Annotated in this window: 16 protein-coding genes; 11 read left to right on the top strand and 5 right to left on the bottom strand. The window is 34.0% G+C overall.

Annotated elements, in window-relative coordinates; genetic code table 11:
- The 4 genes from alr to HOG71_07650 form a co-directional block, all read left to right on the top strand.
- Positions 1-888 (top strand): alanine racemase (gene alr / locus HOG71_07635; protein MBT5990710.1); only part of this gene is annotated, 888 nt, incomplete at its 5' end.
- Positions 889-897: 9 nt separating this feature from the next.
- Positions 898-1,482, top strand: coding sequence for a nitroreductase family protein (locus HOG71_07640; protein ID MBT5990711.1), 585 nt, complete (start codon positions 898-900; stop codon positions 1,480-1,482).
- A 91-nt stretch (positions 1,483-1,573) separates the two neighbouring features.
- Positions 1,574-2,173, top strand: a complete 600-nt coding sequence (locus HOG71_07645) for a tetratricopeptide repeat protein (GenBank protein ID MBT5990712.1) — start codon at positions 1,574-1,576, stop codon at positions 2,171-2,173.
- A gap of 107 nt (positions 2,174-2,280) precedes the next feature.
- Entirely contained in the window at positions 2,281-3,003 is a 723-nt protein-coding gene (locus tag HOG71_07650) for a DnaJ domain-containing protein (GenBank protein MBT5990713.1), read from the top strand.
- A gap of 49 nt (positions 3,004-3,052) precedes the next feature.
- On the opposite strand, the gene HOG71_07655 is transcribed toward HOG71_07650, so the two are convergent.
- Entirely contained in the window at positions 3,053-3,439 is a 387-nt protein-coding gene (locus HOG71_07655) for an ATPase (protein ID MBT5990714.1), read from the bottom strand.
- 19 nt (positions 3,440-3,458) lie between these two features.
- Complete coding sequence (locus HOG71_07660; protein MBT5990715.1) at positions 3,459-7,151, bottom strand: PKD domain-containing protein; 3,693 nt, start codon at positions 7,149-7,151, stop codon at positions 3,459-3,461.
- Between the two features lie 300 nt (positions 7,152-7,451).
- On the opposite strand from HOG71_07660, the gene pdxH reads away from it, so the two are divergent.
- Positions 7,452-8,096 (top strand): pyridoxamine 5'-phosphate oxidase, encoded by a 645-nt coding sequence (gene pdxH / locus HOG71_07665; protein ID MBT5990716.1) that lies wholly within the window; start codon positions 7,452-7,454, stop codon positions 8,094-8,096.
- 10 nt (positions 8,097-8,106) lie between these two features.
- Here the strand turns inward: pdxH and HOG71_07670 are convergent, their stop codons facing one another.
- Positions 8,107-9,165, bottom strand: coding sequence for a D-alanine--D-alanine ligase (locus HOG71_07670; protein MBT5990717.1), 1,059 nt, complete (start codon positions 9,163-9,165; stop codon positions 8,107-8,109).
- A gap of 131 nt (positions 9,166-9,296) precedes the next feature.
- A complete protein-coding gene (locus HOG71_07675; protein MBT5990718.1) occupies positions 9,297-10,199 on the bottom strand; it encodes a hypothetical protein in 903 nt (300 codons plus the stop codon).
- A gap of 169 nt (positions 10,200-10,368) precedes the next feature.
- Between HOG71_07675 and HOG71_07680 the strand changes: the two genes are divergently transcribed.
- Entirely contained in the window at positions 10,369-10,923 is a 555-nt protein-coding gene (locus HOG71_07680; protein ID MBT5990719.1) for an AAA family ATPase, read from the top strand.
- On the top strand, positions 10,923-11,417 hold the full coding sequence (locus HOG71_07685; GenBank protein MBT5990720.1) for a cell division protein DedD: 495 nt from the start codon (positions 10,923-10,925) through the stop codon (positions 11,415-11,417). Before HOG71_07680 ends, HOG71_07685 begins: the two co-directional genes overlap by 1 nt.
- A gap of 10 nt (positions 11,418-11,427) precedes the next feature.
- On the opposite strand, the gene HOG71_07690 is transcribed toward HOG71_07685, so the two are convergent.
- Positions 11,428-11,829, bottom strand: coding sequence for a hypothetical protein (locus tag HOG71_07690; GenBank protein ID MBT5990721.1), 402 nt, complete (start codon positions 11,827-11,829; stop codon positions 11,428-11,430).
- Positions 11,830-11,974: 145 nt separating this feature from the next.
- On the opposite strand from HOG71_07690, the gene HOG71_07695 reads away from it, so the two are divergent.
- The 4 genes from HOG71_07695 to HOG71_07710 all read left to right on the top strand — a co-directional run bounded on the left by HOG71_07695 (position 11,975) and on the right by HOG71_07710 (position 16,045).
- On the top strand, positions 11,975-12,823 hold the full coding sequence (locus tag HOG71_07695) for a PASTA domain-containing protein (protein ID MBT5990722.1): 849 nt from the start codon (positions 11,975-11,977) through the stop codon (positions 12,821-12,823).
- Entirely contained in the window at positions 12,795-14,750 is a 1,956-nt protein-coding gene (locus HOG71_07700) for a T9SS type A sorting domain-containing protein (GenBank protein ID MBT5990723.1), read from the top strand. The genes HOG71_07695 and HOG71_07700 overlap by 29 nt, the downstream gene beginning before the upstream one ends.
- Before the next feature lie 3 nt (positions 14,751-14,753).
- Positions 14,754-15,269 (top strand): 5-(carboxyamino)imidazole ribonucleotide mutase, encoded by a 516-nt coding sequence (gene purE / locus HOG71_07705; protein ID MBT5990724.1) that lies wholly within the window; start codon positions 14,754-14,756, stop codon positions 15,267-15,269.
- Between the two features lie 206 nt (positions 15,270-15,475).
- Complete coding sequence (locus tag HOG71_07710) at positions 15,476-16,045, top strand: hypothetical protein (GenBank protein MBT5990725.1); 570 nt, start codon at positions 15,476-15,478, stop codon at positions 16,043-16,045.
- Positions 16,046-16,430: the final 385 nt, after the last annotated feature.

Consider the following 16,430-nt stretch of genomic DNA (forward strand, 5'->3'; position numbering starts at 1 on the left):
GGAATTGAATTGCCCATTATGGTTATGAACCCGGATAAGCAAAGCTTTGATAAAATAATTTCGAATCAGTTAGAACCTGAAATATATAGCTTGGAATCGCTTTTAGATTTAATACAGGCCTGTAACTCAACTTCTTGTTCAAGTGGAATTAGTATCCATATAAAATTGGATACCGGAATGCATAGGTTGGGATTCTCAAATGTAGATATTCCTGCTTTGATTGCTATGCTTAAAGAAAATCCTTCTATTATAGTTAGCTCAATATTCTCTCACTTATCATCAGCTGAAGATTCTGAGGAAATAGAAATATCGAATCAGCAAATAGAATTGTTTAAATCTCTATCACAGCAATTAGAAGAAAGTTTGCAAATTAATTGCGACAAGCATATTTTAAATAGTGCAGGAGTTATTAATTTTCCTCAGGCACAATTTGATATGGTGCGACTTGGCATTGGACTTTATGGAGTTGATTCCAGTAAATCTATTGAAGCCCAACTACATAATGTAACGACATTTAAAACGACTATTTCACAAATCCGGGAATTGAAAAAGGGAACTACTGTTGGATATAATCGTAGTGGTTTATTAGAGAGGGATTCTTTAGTTGCAACGATAGGTGTAGGTTATGCTGATGGGTTTCCCCGATTATTGGGAAATGGAAATGCTTTTGTAAAGGTTAATGGCAAATTAGTTCCTACGATTGGCAATATATGCATGGATATGAGCATGATTGATTTGACAGGAGTAGACGCAAAAGTAGGGGATGAGGTTATTCTTTTTGACGAAGAATTAACTGTTTCGCACATGGCTGAAAAATGTCAAACAATTCCATATGAAATTCTGGCAGGTATTTCGCAAAGGGTGAAACGAATTTATTTTAATGAATAAAAAAATACCATGGATAAAACAGCAAAAACAGCATATACCATTCATCCTCTAATGTCAAAAAGATATAGTCCTCGCACGTTTGAAGATCGTATGATTGAAGAAGATAAACTCAATCGAATTTTTGAAGCAATACGTTGGGCACCATCATCCATGAATGATCAGCCTTGGAATTTACTGGTTGGTTTGAAAGGGAAAAATGATGTATATGATAAAATTATGGATTCTTTGGCAGAATTCAATCAGATTTGGGCAAAGTTAGCACCTGTCCTAGTCGTAATAGTAGCTGATAAGATTTCAGCCAAGACAGGAACAACTAACAATGTGTATCAATATGATGCTGGTCAAGCTGCATCCTATTTGAGTATGCAAGCAATGGAAGAAAACATCTACACCCATCAAATGGGCGGTTTTGATAAAGATAAAATGCAAACTATTTTCAATATTCCTGAACAATTTGAGCCTGTCAGTGTGATTGCCTTAGGCTATTTAGGTGAACTTGAAAACCTTCCGGAAAACTTTCAGAAAATGGAAATGACTGAACGAGTTAGAAAGGAGCAGAGTGAATTTGTATTTTGGAATGCTTGGGGTAAATAATAATTTCAAGTTTTAAGAGATTTTTTTTTTGTAACATATTTCCTAATCTTTACAATACAGGACTTTTTGGTATTAAATATCAAAAAGTCCTATGAAAAAGATACAGATTCTTGCAACACTACTCTTCCTATTTACAATACCAGCAATCGCTCAGAAGGCTGACTCCAACAAACTGATTATTTCTGACTTGGGAGATCGAATTCAGCTAAGTACTGGAGATACAGTCATGGATTTCTCTTATGAATATTTTGGTGAGTATTATTTGAATAAAGCAATAAACAGAGCTGGTGAAGGCGATTTTGAAGGTGCTATCAGTGAACTTAATGCAGCTCTTTTATATGTTGTTGATGATCCTAACATCTACTTTAATAGAGGATTGGCAAAATATTATCTTGAGGATTATACATCCTCAATTGAAGATCTTTCAATTGCTATTGAACTTAATTCAAGCCATGAGGATGCGCTAAATCAAAGAGGAATTATCTACAGTAAGAATAATGAATATAGCTTAGCAGAAGCTGATTTTGATCAAGCTATCAAATTTTATCCTGATAATTCAAAAGCTTATTACAATAAAGGCATTAACTATTTACTAAAAGGGAATTCAGTGGAAGCATGTCGATTATTGGAGATAGCAAAGGACAAAGGAGATGAAAAAGCTGCAGGTGTAATAGAGCAATATTGCTATTAGTTTATATGTCAGGTTCATAATTTTGGACTGCCAAAATATTCTCAAAGAAACAATTTGTCTGATTTTTGAATAAGTAAAATCCTATTAGAAATATATAAAAGAAATCAATGGCAAAATATGCAAAATGGATTGGAGGTGGTGTTGGCTGGGCACTTGGTGGTGTAATTGGCGGCTTAATTGGCTTTGCACTAGGTAGTGCAGTTGATGGTATGAAAATTCAGCAGGATGATAAAGGCGATTCTCAAACACGTCCTGGCGATTTTGCGGCTTCTCTGCTTGTTCTTTCTGCTGCCGTAATGAAAGCTGATGGACGGATTTTAAAGTCTGAATTGGAATTTGTAAAATCTTTTTTCAAAAAGCAGTTTGGTGAATCTCAAACGCTTGAATACATGCAGACATTACGAAAGATTCTAATTCAGGAATTCAGTACTGATGAAGTTTGCAGCCAAATCAGGCACTATATGGATTATTCTTCGAGAGTTCAGCTGCTGCATTACTTATTTGGAATTGCCAAGGCTGATCAGTGGGTTGATCAAAAAGAAAGAAAAGTAATTCAACAAATAGGGAAAGGCTTGGGTATCAATCAAATTGATTTCGATTCTGTACAAGCTATGTTTTACAAGGATATAAATAGTTCATACAAAATTCTGGAAGTGGATGAAAAGGCATCAGCCGAAGAAATTAAAAAAGCATATCGAAAAATGGCTGTCAAATTTCACCCTGACAAAGTTGCACATTTAGGTGAAGAATTTCAAAAAGCTGCCAAAGAAAAATTTCAGAAAGTAAATGAAGCTTACGAAAGCCTGAAAAAAGAAAAGAATTTTAATTAATCCTTAAACTCTAGGTACTTAGAACTTTTGTGCACTTTAGGTACTCAGTTTAATCCATTTCTTCCTCAACATATTCTTTCATTGGCCCCATAAAGTGATCTTCCCAACCTTCTTTTATTGTAATAAAAGAGGTGGAAGGGATTTTTTCATGAGTTAAAACCAATTCTGTATGGCCTGCAACTTCTCTCAGCTTGATTGTTACAAAGGAGTATTTCTCCCAAGTTTCTTCCTTCCATTCTTGAATGATTTGATCAGGTTTAACAATGACGTAACGACCGTTTATCGTATCATTCCACATCGAGAAACGTCCCCCTTCTACAGGGTTCATTTCTGCCATGCTGCCACTCCAATCTTCAATAATATCCTGATCGGTAAGTGCTTTGAATACGTTTTCTAATTTGGAATTAAAATAGTATGTTTTGGTAAAAGATTTCATTTTTCGTGAAATAGATTATTTATTTAATAATTATCTGTTTGGTAATAATTTCATCAGCACTTTGTAGCTGTACAAAATACATACCTTTTGCAAACTGATTTACATATACCTTTTTTGACATATAAGGATAATCTGAAAAAACATCTGTATAAACAATTTGCCCAACAGCTGATAAAATATTTATTGTGTATTTTGTACTAGATGGTTTATTTATTTCAATAGTTAAAATCTGATCTGCTGGTATTGGATACACTCTAAATCCTATCGATTCAGCTGCATCTTTTAGAGATGTATTAATTCCTATTGTTTGGTAGACTGAATCTGATCCGCAGCTATTGCTAATGACAAGTTTGACCGTATACGAACCATTACTACTATAAGTGTGCGTAGGGTTTTCCATTTCTGAACTGTTTCCATCACCAAAATCCCATCTATATTTTCTAGCGTGTGCTGAATTGTTCTTGAAATCTACAGACGTTAGATTTTTTGTATAAGTAAATACAGCCTGAGGGTTGTCATCAATCCAAATATTTACTTCTTTTTTACCACTGAAACAAGCAGGCTCACTTACTTCCCAATCGTAATAAAAATAGTAAAATCCAGCTTGACTGGCAGAGCTGCCAGTAATAGTCAATATACTATCTAATTCATAAGGGTAATCAGTACCGCTATTATTTCTATATAAATTAGATCCAGCGTTTGAACCCAGTCTGAAATTAGATCCTACAGCTAATTCAAAATCTAAAGTTATGCGACTTTCACCATCTGGAATTGATAGAACTTTTTGATGGATAATTGTGCCATTTTCATCTTTCAGAATTATAGTTCGATCAGCTTCTCCACTAGCAAAAACTTTAACACTTTTCAAAATGGCTGGTTTGAAAACGTCAAAAATCAATCCCTGATCTCCGGTAAAATATCTTCCAGTTCCAATACTAATATCTTCAGGACCACCATAAACCGATTCTTTACTGAAATCATTTACAGCATAATAGGAAATTGAAGATGTAACATTACCTAAGTCTAAACTATCTCCTATATGAATTGGCATATCAGCTTGAGGATGATCAAACCATTTAATTTTACCACTTCCACTTGCAATTAAAGTAACATCTGTTTCCCCACATGACTCAAAATCCGAAACAGAAGGTAAGTTTGGTCGATCGATTAACACAAAATTAGTTTTAGTTAAAGAATCGGTTCCAATATCATTTGAACAAATTAATTTTACAGCATATAAGCCACTTTCCTGATATTCATGAACTGGATTTTCAGAGCTGGATGTTTTGCCATCACCAAAATCCCATGTCCAACTTGTTGGTCCATTGGCCGTTATTGATTTGAAATGTGCGAGACCATTGCATGCATTTGGAACATTTACTTTGAAATCAACATCTGGTGGCATGTTTGGGGCTGAACAGTACCAATTAAGCTCAAAACCAGAATAAGTTTGCAAAGGATCTGTATATTGCCTAATTGTAATAGAGCCACCAGTAGAGCTAATGGATCCTCCATTAGGCAAATCAAAGCCAGAGTATTTCCCTATCAACGGGCTTGTAATATCATCTCCATCGTAAATGTATAACCAATCGCAATCGCAATCACCTTCAAAAGCAAATGAAATAAAATCGAGGGTGATGCTGGCTGCGCCTATTGGTGAAATGGTGAATAAGATGTCCTGATTACCAGTGTAATTTTGACTTCCTCCATCATCGAAGAGTTTACCTTTACATAAATTAACTGTTTGAGGGCTACCTGTTGTTGGCATAGTAAAAATACAAGGCATATTGGTGTCAACGACAATTAATCCGGTTTTGACTATAGAGTCATTTCCACAAATACTTTGTGCCACCAGTTTTATATCATAAGTGCCAACTGAATTAAATGTGTGAATTGGATCATAACTACTACTTGTATCTCCATCTCCAAAATCCCAAAGAAAAGAACTGTATGCATCGGACAGGTTTTTGAATTCAACTGTAAAGGGATAGGTGCAACTTGCAGTAGTTGATGCTTCAAAATTTACGCTTCGATTTATGCCACCCACGCCAACTGCATACCATGCATCTAATACGGCTTCCACTTCAGAAGAACATTCTCCATACAGATCGGCTGCTGCACGAGCAGAATAAAAACGGGCATCCATATAATCGGATGATTCTGATAAATAAATTGTTAAACATCTGAATGCAATTGCCGAGGCTTTATCGCTTCCGATATTACTAACCTGATATGTATTATTATGATCGTTTGTTCCACTTCCTCCTTCGACTAAAAGATAGAACCAATAGTTCAACACCGAGCTATTGGTATGTACTCCACAATTATCATTTACTTGAGTAGGGACACAAGATTTAGTGTCTACCCAATAAAGTCCTTCGTAGGTGTCAGGATCTCCTTTACTATTTGGATTTGACATGTCTCTGAGAACATAGCCAATATCTTCACCCATTTCCCAGCTGTAAGCAGTTGGCTTAGCAAAGCGTTCAATCATATTTCCAAAAATATCACTGAATCCTTCGTTGAGTGCACCAGATTCAAGTGCATAAATTAAATCTGCTGTATTGGTTGTTAAGCCATGTGATATTTCATGTCCAATAATATCTAATGCAACAAAAGGTTCTGAAGAGGCATTGCCATCTCCATAAGTCATCCATTGACCATTCCAAAAGGCATTTGAGTAATTTGTGCTATAATGCAAATAGCTTCTTAATTTGAAACCATCATTATCAATACTATTTCTATTGTGTTTGTTCAAAAAATAATCATAGGTCATTTCAGTTCCCCAATGCGCATCGGTTGCTATTTCATCTTTTTGTGTATTAACATTATTCCAATAATTATCAGTATCCTCAAAGTCTACAGCGCTTGCATAGCTGGTTCCGGTTTGTAGATTATAGGTCTCAATTCCTTTTCCTCTGCCTACTTCACGTAATCGGTAAGATCCAGGGCCAGTACTATCGGTTGTAATTTGTTTGCTTCCACTAAATTTTGTGATAGCAGTTGCCGGAACATCACTATTATGAAGGATGGAGTTAACCAATAAAATTTTGCCGGTTTGGGCATCTACATAATACCATGCTCTGGAAAGAGGCTCGTGTGCATAAATGTTAAATTTCCACGCATATCGAACATGATTTGATTTAAAACTACCTTCTGGATTAACCAATACTAATTCTCCTTTTGGATAATATGTTGCTTGAGGATTTTCTTCAAATTCCTGAAGTACTTTTTCTTCTCCAGCTAATTCCCACATAAAAGTATTTGCATCAATTAAGTTCAGTGCATAATCCAAAGCATTTTGCTCTGATAATATCACAACATTGCTGATTTTAATTTCATCAAATGCAAGTCCAAATACAGAAATTATTTGGCCGTTTCGAGCCAAAGTTGAATACCGACTATTCTCAATTGGAATATGATTGTAATTTTGAATGTATTGGTTTTTAGTTAATCCAAGCTGATCAATTTCTGTTTTTTCTAATTGAAAGCTGATATTTGAATTGAGCTGATATTTGCTATCAATCCAACTGATGAATTGATCTTCTGTAATATTTGTGTTTCCTGAAAACTTGTAATATGCAGGAATATTGCTATGCTCATAATATTTAATTATTTCATTGCCAGGATTTATTGGTTGTGTTTGGGCATTTGCCTTAATGCTGAATATGCTAAAGATAATCAGGATAAGGATATATTGTTTGTTATTCATGGTTCAATTGTTATCTTAAATAATGTATCTCAGGTTTTTATGCTTCACCTGAAGAAAAGCGAATATAATAAATTATATAGAAGGAATGTAAAATTTAAATTCCTATTTTGTGGCAACTATTATTCCGTAAACCTTAATTTGAAAAGATAATCCAGTTAATTATTAAAATAGGTTTTAATTAAGACTGACGATCACAAAAATTCATTTCATTTATTGGCAAAATGTTCTTTGCATAATCTAAAATCGATTTCATGATTTATTAATGACCAATAAAGTTTTTCAATTTTGTATTTTTGGGTAATGAATGAGGACCATACTAATAGTCGAAGAGAGTTTAAATCAGGTAGTTTATCAGATCAGCACATTTTACAAGATCCTTTAGCCATGTTTGCTGCCTGGCTAAACGAAGCTGCTAACAAACAAATTCTGGAAGCAAATGCCATGACTTTGTCAACTGTGAATGATAAAGGAGAGCCATCATCTAGAGTTGTATTATTGAGAGGGATTGATGAGAGAGGATTTACTTTCTATACAAATTATAATAGCCAAAAAAGTAAGCAAATTGGTCACAACAACAAAGTGGCTTTGAATTTTTTCTGGCCATTATTAGAACGTCAGGTTAGAATAAATGGTATCATTAATAAGATTTCAGATTCAGAAGCGGATGCCTATTTTGCTTCGCGTCCGCGAGAAAGTCAAATTGGTGCATGGGCGAGTCCACAAAGTGAAGTAATTGAAAGTAAACGAGCTTTGATTGAGAAATTTGCTGATATTGAAAGCAAAGCTGCAAATGGTCAAATACCAAGACCTAAGTTTTGGGGTGGTTTAATAGTAGTTCCTCATTACTATGAGTTTTGGCAAGGAGGTGAACACAGGTTACATGATCGCTATCAATACGAATTGCAAATAGATAAAAAGTGGAAAATCAGTAGGTTAGCACCTTGATGTTATTGTTTTATTCTGTGTAATAGGTTTTTAATTCCGCTTTATTCTTCCATCGATCTAATGCAAATTCAATTAATCTACTGATCAATTCTTTTTGAGAAATACCGCTTATTTCAAATAATTTAGGATACATACTGATGTTTGTAAAACCAGGAATTGTATTAATTTCATTGAGTAAAAAACCTTCCTCCGTTAAAAAGAAATCAACCCGGCTCATTCCTTCACAGTTCAGCGCAAGAAATGCATCAATTGCTAATTCTTTAACTTCTTCAGCTAGTTGTGCATCAATTACTGCCGGAGCATCCAATCTGGTTTTACTATCCTTGGAATATTTTTCCTTATAGTCGTAAAAAGCGGTTACAATTTCTCCTGGAGTTGAACTGATTGGATTGTGATTACCCATCACTGCTACTTCAATTTCGCGACCTTCAATATATTCTTCTAATAGGATTTTCTCATCGTATTCAAAAGCTAATTCAATAGCATCAATTAATTCTTCATCAGTGTTTACCTTGCTTAGCCCAACTGAAGATCCAGCACTGCATGGTTTGACAACCATTGGGAAGCCAAGTTTCTTAATTATTGGCCTCAAGTCGAATTCATCTTGCCATTTCTGGAGCGAAAAATAGTTAGCAACTGGAATTCCTGCTTCTATTAACAACCTTTTTGCAATTTCTTTATCCATGGCTATTGAACTTCCTGCAATGCCTGTCCCAACATATGGAATTCCTGCAACTTCAAATAAACCTTGTACACTGCCATCTTCTCCGTTTGGTCCGTGCAAAACGGGAAATAGCACATCAGGCTTAATGCAATTTTCTGCATTTATGAAGCAAAATGAATCAGGGCTCATTTTTAAAGATAATAGTTTTGAATCTTCAAATTCGAGCCTACCATTCATAAGTTCATCAGGAGTAGAAATATACCATCCTCCATCTTTGCTAATATATAGAAGTACACAATCAAAAGTATCCTTATCTAAATTTTTATAGACATTGGTGGCTGAAATGATGGAGATTTCATGTTCAGTTGATTTACCTCCGTATATTATTCCAATCAATTTCTTCATGGGATGATTATTTATTTGGCTCAAAATTAATTCGATAGTGATTTAATTCAGAAAGAATAAACACACAGAATGTTTATAAAAAAAGCCCAATCGTAATATGATCAGGCTTTTTTCGGAATTCAGTGTAAGATTTATTTACCGACTACTTTCTTGAATGCATTTTCAACATCACCTGGAGTCGACATGATTTTAGTAAATGTTCCCATGGTTAATTCAGGCCAATAAAGAGCTATTCTATATCGTCCATGCAACATGGTAGCTTTGCTTCCTTCTAATATAATTTCATAAGGCATGCAAGCAATATGCTTTTCGCCAATAATTGGAAGAAAATGAGCCTCTCCCGTATTTTTGTCATTTAATGCAATGCCAAACACAGCAACTTCTTGTTTTGGGAAGGTAAGCGTATATACTTTCGCTGTGTTGCCTACTTTATTTTGCAAGTTTTTCTTAATAATTTCCAAGCCTTCATTAAAAGAATTAAAGGTGGCTAATTCAACAGGATCGGTAAAATAAGGCATACCCATCATGTAATGGTATTTATGAAGATCGCTGGCACTTTTTTGACCACCAAAGGCAGTGAAATCAGTTCCAACAGATTTTAATGCAGTTTTGACATCATCAGTAATGATGTTTAATTTACTAGAATAAGAGGAGTAATTTTCTCTATAATAAGCATTAAACATATAATCTGGATTGAGTAAACTAACTTCAACCGAACCATCCTTATGAATAAGACTAACTTTTAGCATAGCTCCAAGCAATCCCCTGTCTTTAATGTTTATTGCTACATTGTAGAGGTCTTTCCGGCTGAATGCAATTACATAATAATCGGCATTTGCAGCAGGATGATATTTTCCATAAATAGTAAAATCTTTTGATTGAAGTGCAGAAACAACTGTGGCAGATACTGTTGATATCGAGCCTTTTATGTCGCCTATTTTGTAGTAGGGAGAAATTTTGTCTTGAGCAAACGTATTGCTAATAACAAAAAGGGCACAAACCATTAATAAACCTCTCATAATCTTTGATTTCATTGTTTTTAATTTAGTTTTTGATGCTCAAATATACATATTAAAATAATAAGGGATTAAAATATATGAATGATAATTGTCATGTTCATAAAAGGTCAAAAATTGTGGATTATCCTGCGAATGTGAATGCATATCTTTGTTATTATATCTCAATAAGGATTTCATTGAAAACATGATAATTATAGGAATAACAGGAACCATAGGTGCTGGAAAAGGAACAATTGTCGATTATCTGCTGAATGAATTGAATTTCAAACATTTTTCTGTCAGATCATTTCTGACAAATGAAATTGAGCGTAGAGGATTGACGATCAACAGGGATAATATGGTTCTGATTGCAAACGAATTAAGAGCAAAATATTCTCCAGCTTATATTATTGAGCAACTGTATAATCAAGCAGCAACATGTGGAGAAAACTGTGTAATTGAAAGTATCAGAACACTTGGAGAAATTGAATTGTTAAGAACAAAATCAAATTTTAGTCTATTAGCTGTAGATGCTGATCCAATTATTCGGTATGAGAGAATTCATCAGCGGCAATCGGAAACCGATAATATTTCTTTTGAAGAGTTTTTAAGCAATGAGAAAAGAGAAATGATTTCATCCGATCCTAATAAACAGAATTTATCAGTATGCATTGAAAATGCAGATTATCAATTAATGAATAATGGCGATTTGAATGGATTGTATCTGCAATTAAAGAAGATTTTAGAAGAAATAATATAATGGATAATCAAGATAATTATTTACGTCCTTCCTGGGACGACTATTTTTTAGGCATTTCTCAAACCGTGGCAACACGGGCAACCTGTAACAGAGGGCGAAGTGGTTGTGTAATTGTCAGAAATAAACAGATTCTGGTAACGGGTTATGTAGGTTCTCCAATGGGGCTTCCTCATTGCGATGATGTAGGGCATCAAATGAAAAAAGTTGTTCATGAAGATGGACATATAACGCAACATTGTGTAAGAACTGTACATGCTGAGCAAAATGCAATTACTCAGGCAGCTAAACTGGGGATTTCAATTAAGGATGCCACATTGTATTGTAAAATGACACCTTGTAGAACTTGCGCCATGCTAATTATCAACTGTGGAATTACTCGAGTTGTTTGTGAAAAAAAGTATCATGCAGGAAGTGAGTCAGAGGAAATGTTCAAAATGGCTAATGTTGAATTAATATTTAAAATAGAGGAAGTAGAACAGTATAAAAATCAATAGGCAAATTGTTTCAATTTTTCCCGGCTTCGGTGATTTTGAAGATTTTTGACTTCAGTTTATTATACCTTTTTCGGAATTCCTTCATGTGTTTTTTTGTTTTTTCATGGTCAACATATTCATGCTGACTTGAAAACTCATTCTCATCATAAACAGCTAATTCATCTTTTGGAAAGGAATCTTTCATAAACATTTCATGCGTGTTTATTGTTTCTTTGGTATCGATAAGAAATCGAAGATTATGATCCAGGTGATTAAGGTATTTAATGGTTTTGTCATTTTTGTCGGGCGATAATTCAGATTGACTGACTGGAATAAGGCTTTTTAAAAACTTAATTTCAGCTATATAAAATTTTATCTCAGATAACCATGCTACATGATCTTCATGTAATTTTTGAATCGAGGAATTGTCCATATTCGTAGATTATTTAAAATGCGACAAAACAAGTTTGACTCTTATCAAATATACTAAATTTTTGCCAAACAGCTCAAATTAAAAGGAATTAGTTAACTAACTTTGCATGTATCTTTAATGCCACCAACCTACTAAAATAAGGAAAGTGAAATTCATTCGATTTTTAATCAGTAAGGTATTCATCCTGAATGTAAGTATTCTTTTAGTCGCGATTATAATCCTTGCAGTTGCTGGAATTATTGCCTTGAATAAGTTTACACATCATGGAGAGTCATTAACCTTACCCGACTTTACTTCTTATACAGTCGATGAAGTTGAACAAATTTGCAAGGAAAAGGATTTAAGATTTGAAATTTACAGATCCGTTTATGTTCCAGACGTGCCATTTTTTACAGTTGTGGAGCAGGATCCCAAAGCATTATCAAAAGTTAAACGAAACAGGAAAGTATATTTGACAATAAGTTCAGACGATCCTCCAAAAGTTAAACTGCCCGATTTAATTGATGTGCAACTTGAAAATGCTATTCGCATGTTGAAGAGTTTGGGATTACGAGTTGGAGAATTGGATTATGAACCTGATATTGCTCTTAATGCAATATTGAAAGTAAAAAAAGATGGACGGATATTGACCAAAGGATCAATGATAAGTAAGGATTCAAAAATTGATTTGGTTTTGGGAGCTGGATTAAATTCTGGTAAAGTGAAGGTCCCTTACGTTATTGGTTTAGCTTTTAGTGAAGTACAATTTGCCATGATTGCATCCCAGTTAAATATTGGAGGTCCTATTCCAGATGAGACTGTAACAGATACATTAGAGGCTATTGTTTACAAGCAATATCCAATGCCTTCTGACGTTAGGATACCCAGAGGAGAATCTGTGGATGTTTGGATAACTCATCCTGACAATTTTGAGAAAATGAATATTGAAAGGATTCCTTTGAATGAAATAGACAGTACGTTTAAAAATGAAGCAACAATTAATGATGGAAATTAATATCAAAAAATATTCAATCCTTTTTTTTATTCTGATTTTTGGTCAGCTATCTATAGCTCAAGAGCTGATAAAACCACTTGCATCAAATAAAAAGTTGATTGAGAATAAAATTCCCTTTAAAACCTATCGTGCCCTTGCTGATACTTTCGATTTAGATAAATACCCTTTTTGGGATGATTTTACTGGAGATAGTCCATATCCAAAAGATACTTTTTGGGTTGATAACTATGTGTTTATAAATAATAGTTTAGCTTTTCGACCTATCAGTGTGAATACAGCAAGTTTTGATGGCTTAGATTCTCTTGGAATACCTTATAACCCTGGTGTTGTAAACTCAAAAGGGAAGAGAGCTGATAAACTCACCTCTGTATGCATTGATTTATCCAAATACAATCAGAAAGATGATTCCTTGTATTTAAGTTTCTTTTACCAACCAGCTGGTTTAGGCGAAGCACCCGAAGAGTATGATTCTTTGGTATTGGAGTTCAAAGCCGATAGTGTGTGGAATGGTAGTGTGTGGGAAAAAGATAAATGGGTTTGGATTTGGAGTGCTGCAGGATCAAAAGTAAAATTATTTGAGCAAGTAATATTGCCAATTAAGCAATATGTATACGATACAAATTTGTCAGCTGATCCAATTGGTAATATTTTTCACAATGGTTTTCAGTTCCGATTTGTTAACTATGGGAACTTAGCTGGCAATATGGATTTATGGCATCTTGATTATGTGTATTTGGATAAAGGCCGATCATGGGATGATACATATTTTAAAGATATGGCCATTTTTGAAAAACCTATTTCTTTGCTGCAGAATTATGTATCCATGCCATTCGATCATTTTAATAATGATAAAACCTATTTGCGAAATAAATTAGAAATTAGTGCCAGAAAATTGAATAAAACACCTTTAAATCTTATTGCCAGATGTCAAATAATTGATTTGGTGGATGGCGATATCCTACTAACAGGTGCTGATGATAAAACTATTTATGGATCTGATACTACCATGCCCTTGGTTTTTACTGTTCGTGATGATTTGCAATTGAATAAGATAGTTTCAGCTGATACGGTTGAACTGGAAACAACATTGAGTAGTAATTTAATTGATGATTGGAAAATCAACGATGAAACGAAAGGTATCCAGGGCTTTTATAATTACTATGCTTATGATGATGGTGTGCCTGAATTTGGATATGGTGTATATCCCGGCAAGTATGGTATGGTTGCTTACAAATTCACTGTTCCGGAAAATCTGCCAGCAGGAGATTCATTAAGAGGAGTCTACATCTATTTCAATTTATCAGACGAATTAATTGCAAACGCAGCATTTAACATAGCTGTTTGGAATGACGGAAATTATGAAAGCACGCCAATCATGTTCTCAACTCGAGTTCCTGGATTGGATTATATAAATGGAAATGGTTATGTTCTCTTTTATTTTGATACAGGAATTGGCATTAACAGCGAGTTTTATATTGGATGGGAACAAAATAGCGAGTTTTATATGAATGTTGGTTTGGACATGAATTACTATCAAATCTTAGGAGATTCAAGCCCGATTCAAAAAAATTCCAACCTGTTTTATTATGCTAATAGTAAATGGAGTTCTTCTTCAGCTAAAGGAGCATTGATGATACGTCCAGTCATCTCTGACAAATTGGAAAGGCCGGTTTCAATTAAGGAAAAGCAGTATTTGGATTTAAGTTATTATCCAAATCCAGCTGATCAGTTTATTCATATAAAAGGATTGGAGCAGTCCTCGTACACATTTCATTTATTTGATATCAGTGGTAAGGAAGTATATGTTTCAGATGTAAGTGGAAATAGTCAGGTTGATATTTCTTCAGTTGCTGAAGGATTTTACCTGATTCAATTAATAGATGAAAAGAAAGGTTTAAAATATAATTCGAAAATATTGATTAGATAAGAAATGGAAAAAGCGTTAGTAGCAATTATTATGGGTTCCGATTCTGATTTAAAAGTCATGCAGGAATCGGCAAAAGTGATGGAAGAATTTGATATTCCCTATTATATTGATGTAATTTCAGCACATCGCACACCCCATCAAGCATTGGAATTCTCAAAAAATGCACACATTAATGGAATAAAAGTAATTATAGCAGCTGCTGGAATGGCCGCACATTTAGCGGGTTCACTGGCAGCACATACACCATTACCTGTTATTGGAGTTCCGATTGCAGGTGGAAAATTACAAGGTAAAGATTCCCTCTATTCAACAGTGATGATGCCTCCTGGTGTACCTGTTGCAACTGTGGGTATTGATGGAGCTAGAAATGCAGGCTTGCTGGCAGTTCAGATTTTAGGAACTGGTGATGCTGCTATGATGGAAAAAATGATGCAGTTTAAAAGAGATCAAGAAAAGAAAGTGGTTGCTCGTTCTGAAAAACTCAAATCTTTGGGTTATAAGGCTTATTTGGAAGGATAGTTCCTTGATTTTTTTATCCCACCAACTATCCTGAGTCTGTAGTAATGGCTTTGTGGGATAGGGACTCAGGATTTTATCAGTCAGGAACTCTACTCTCGGTTCTCGCTAGTTTTCTAAAGTTTGTCTTATAAAAACTAGAAAACTTGGTCTTATTGAATTTCCAAGAGACGCTTCGCTAAACTCTTGAAAGAACATTGGAAAAAATAATGAAAGTATACAAATATTATATTTTGTCCATTATGATACTAATTTGCTTGAAAGCAAATTCCCAAAACTACACATTTGAAAACAGAGATTTAATAGGGAAATTTGTTTTATTTGTTGAGGATAGCATAATAAACATAGATTTTATAATTCATAACAAGTTAGAAACTGATATTTATATTAATAGTGTTGATAATGTTTTAATAATATGTGAGTATCATCAAAAATTTATGGATGCATTTGGTATTCAATATGGTGTTTTTGGTTCTGGTGCTTATTCAAATTATATTGAATTTACACCAAAACTTATTATACTTCATGCACATGACTCTATTTCATTTGATGCGAATTTTAAATGTCTCAATATTTCAGAAAAGGATAATTTCTTGATATACTTTGATTATCTAAATATTTATAAATTAGACAAAAGAACCATGAAAGAAATTTCTAATTCTATTATTCTTTATCCTTCAAATAAATTAAGTAATAGAAAGACATACACGTTAGAGAGAGAAATATATGGTAGGTATTGTGATTGGGTAGAGTTAACGTATCCAACCATAACAGATTGACATTTTCAGTGACATTCGTTAAAGAACCCCCTAACTATCCTGAGTCTGTAGAAATGGTTTTGTGCGGTAGGGACTCAGGATTTTATCAGTCAGAAAATCTACTCTCTGTTCTAGCTAGTTTTCTGAAGGTTGTCTTATAAAAACTGGAGTACTTGGTTTCATTGAATTTTCAAGAGACACTTTGCTAAACTCTTGAAAGAACATTGGGTTTGTTATAAGGATAAAGTACTAATATTGTCAAAAGTGGCTTGACAAATACTTTGTTCTTTTGATACATAAATAATACTAATTGTTGTCGAACTATAATTTGAAAATATGGGAATAGTTGTTTTATCACTTTTTGTTACTACTCTTCTGGTTTTTACGGGACTCTTTTTGTTGTTTA

The sequence above is a fragment of the Bacteroidota bacterium genome (assembly GCA_018698135.1).
Taxonomy (GTDB): Bacteria; Bacteroidota; Bacteroidia; order CAILMK01; family JAAYUY01; genus JABINZ01.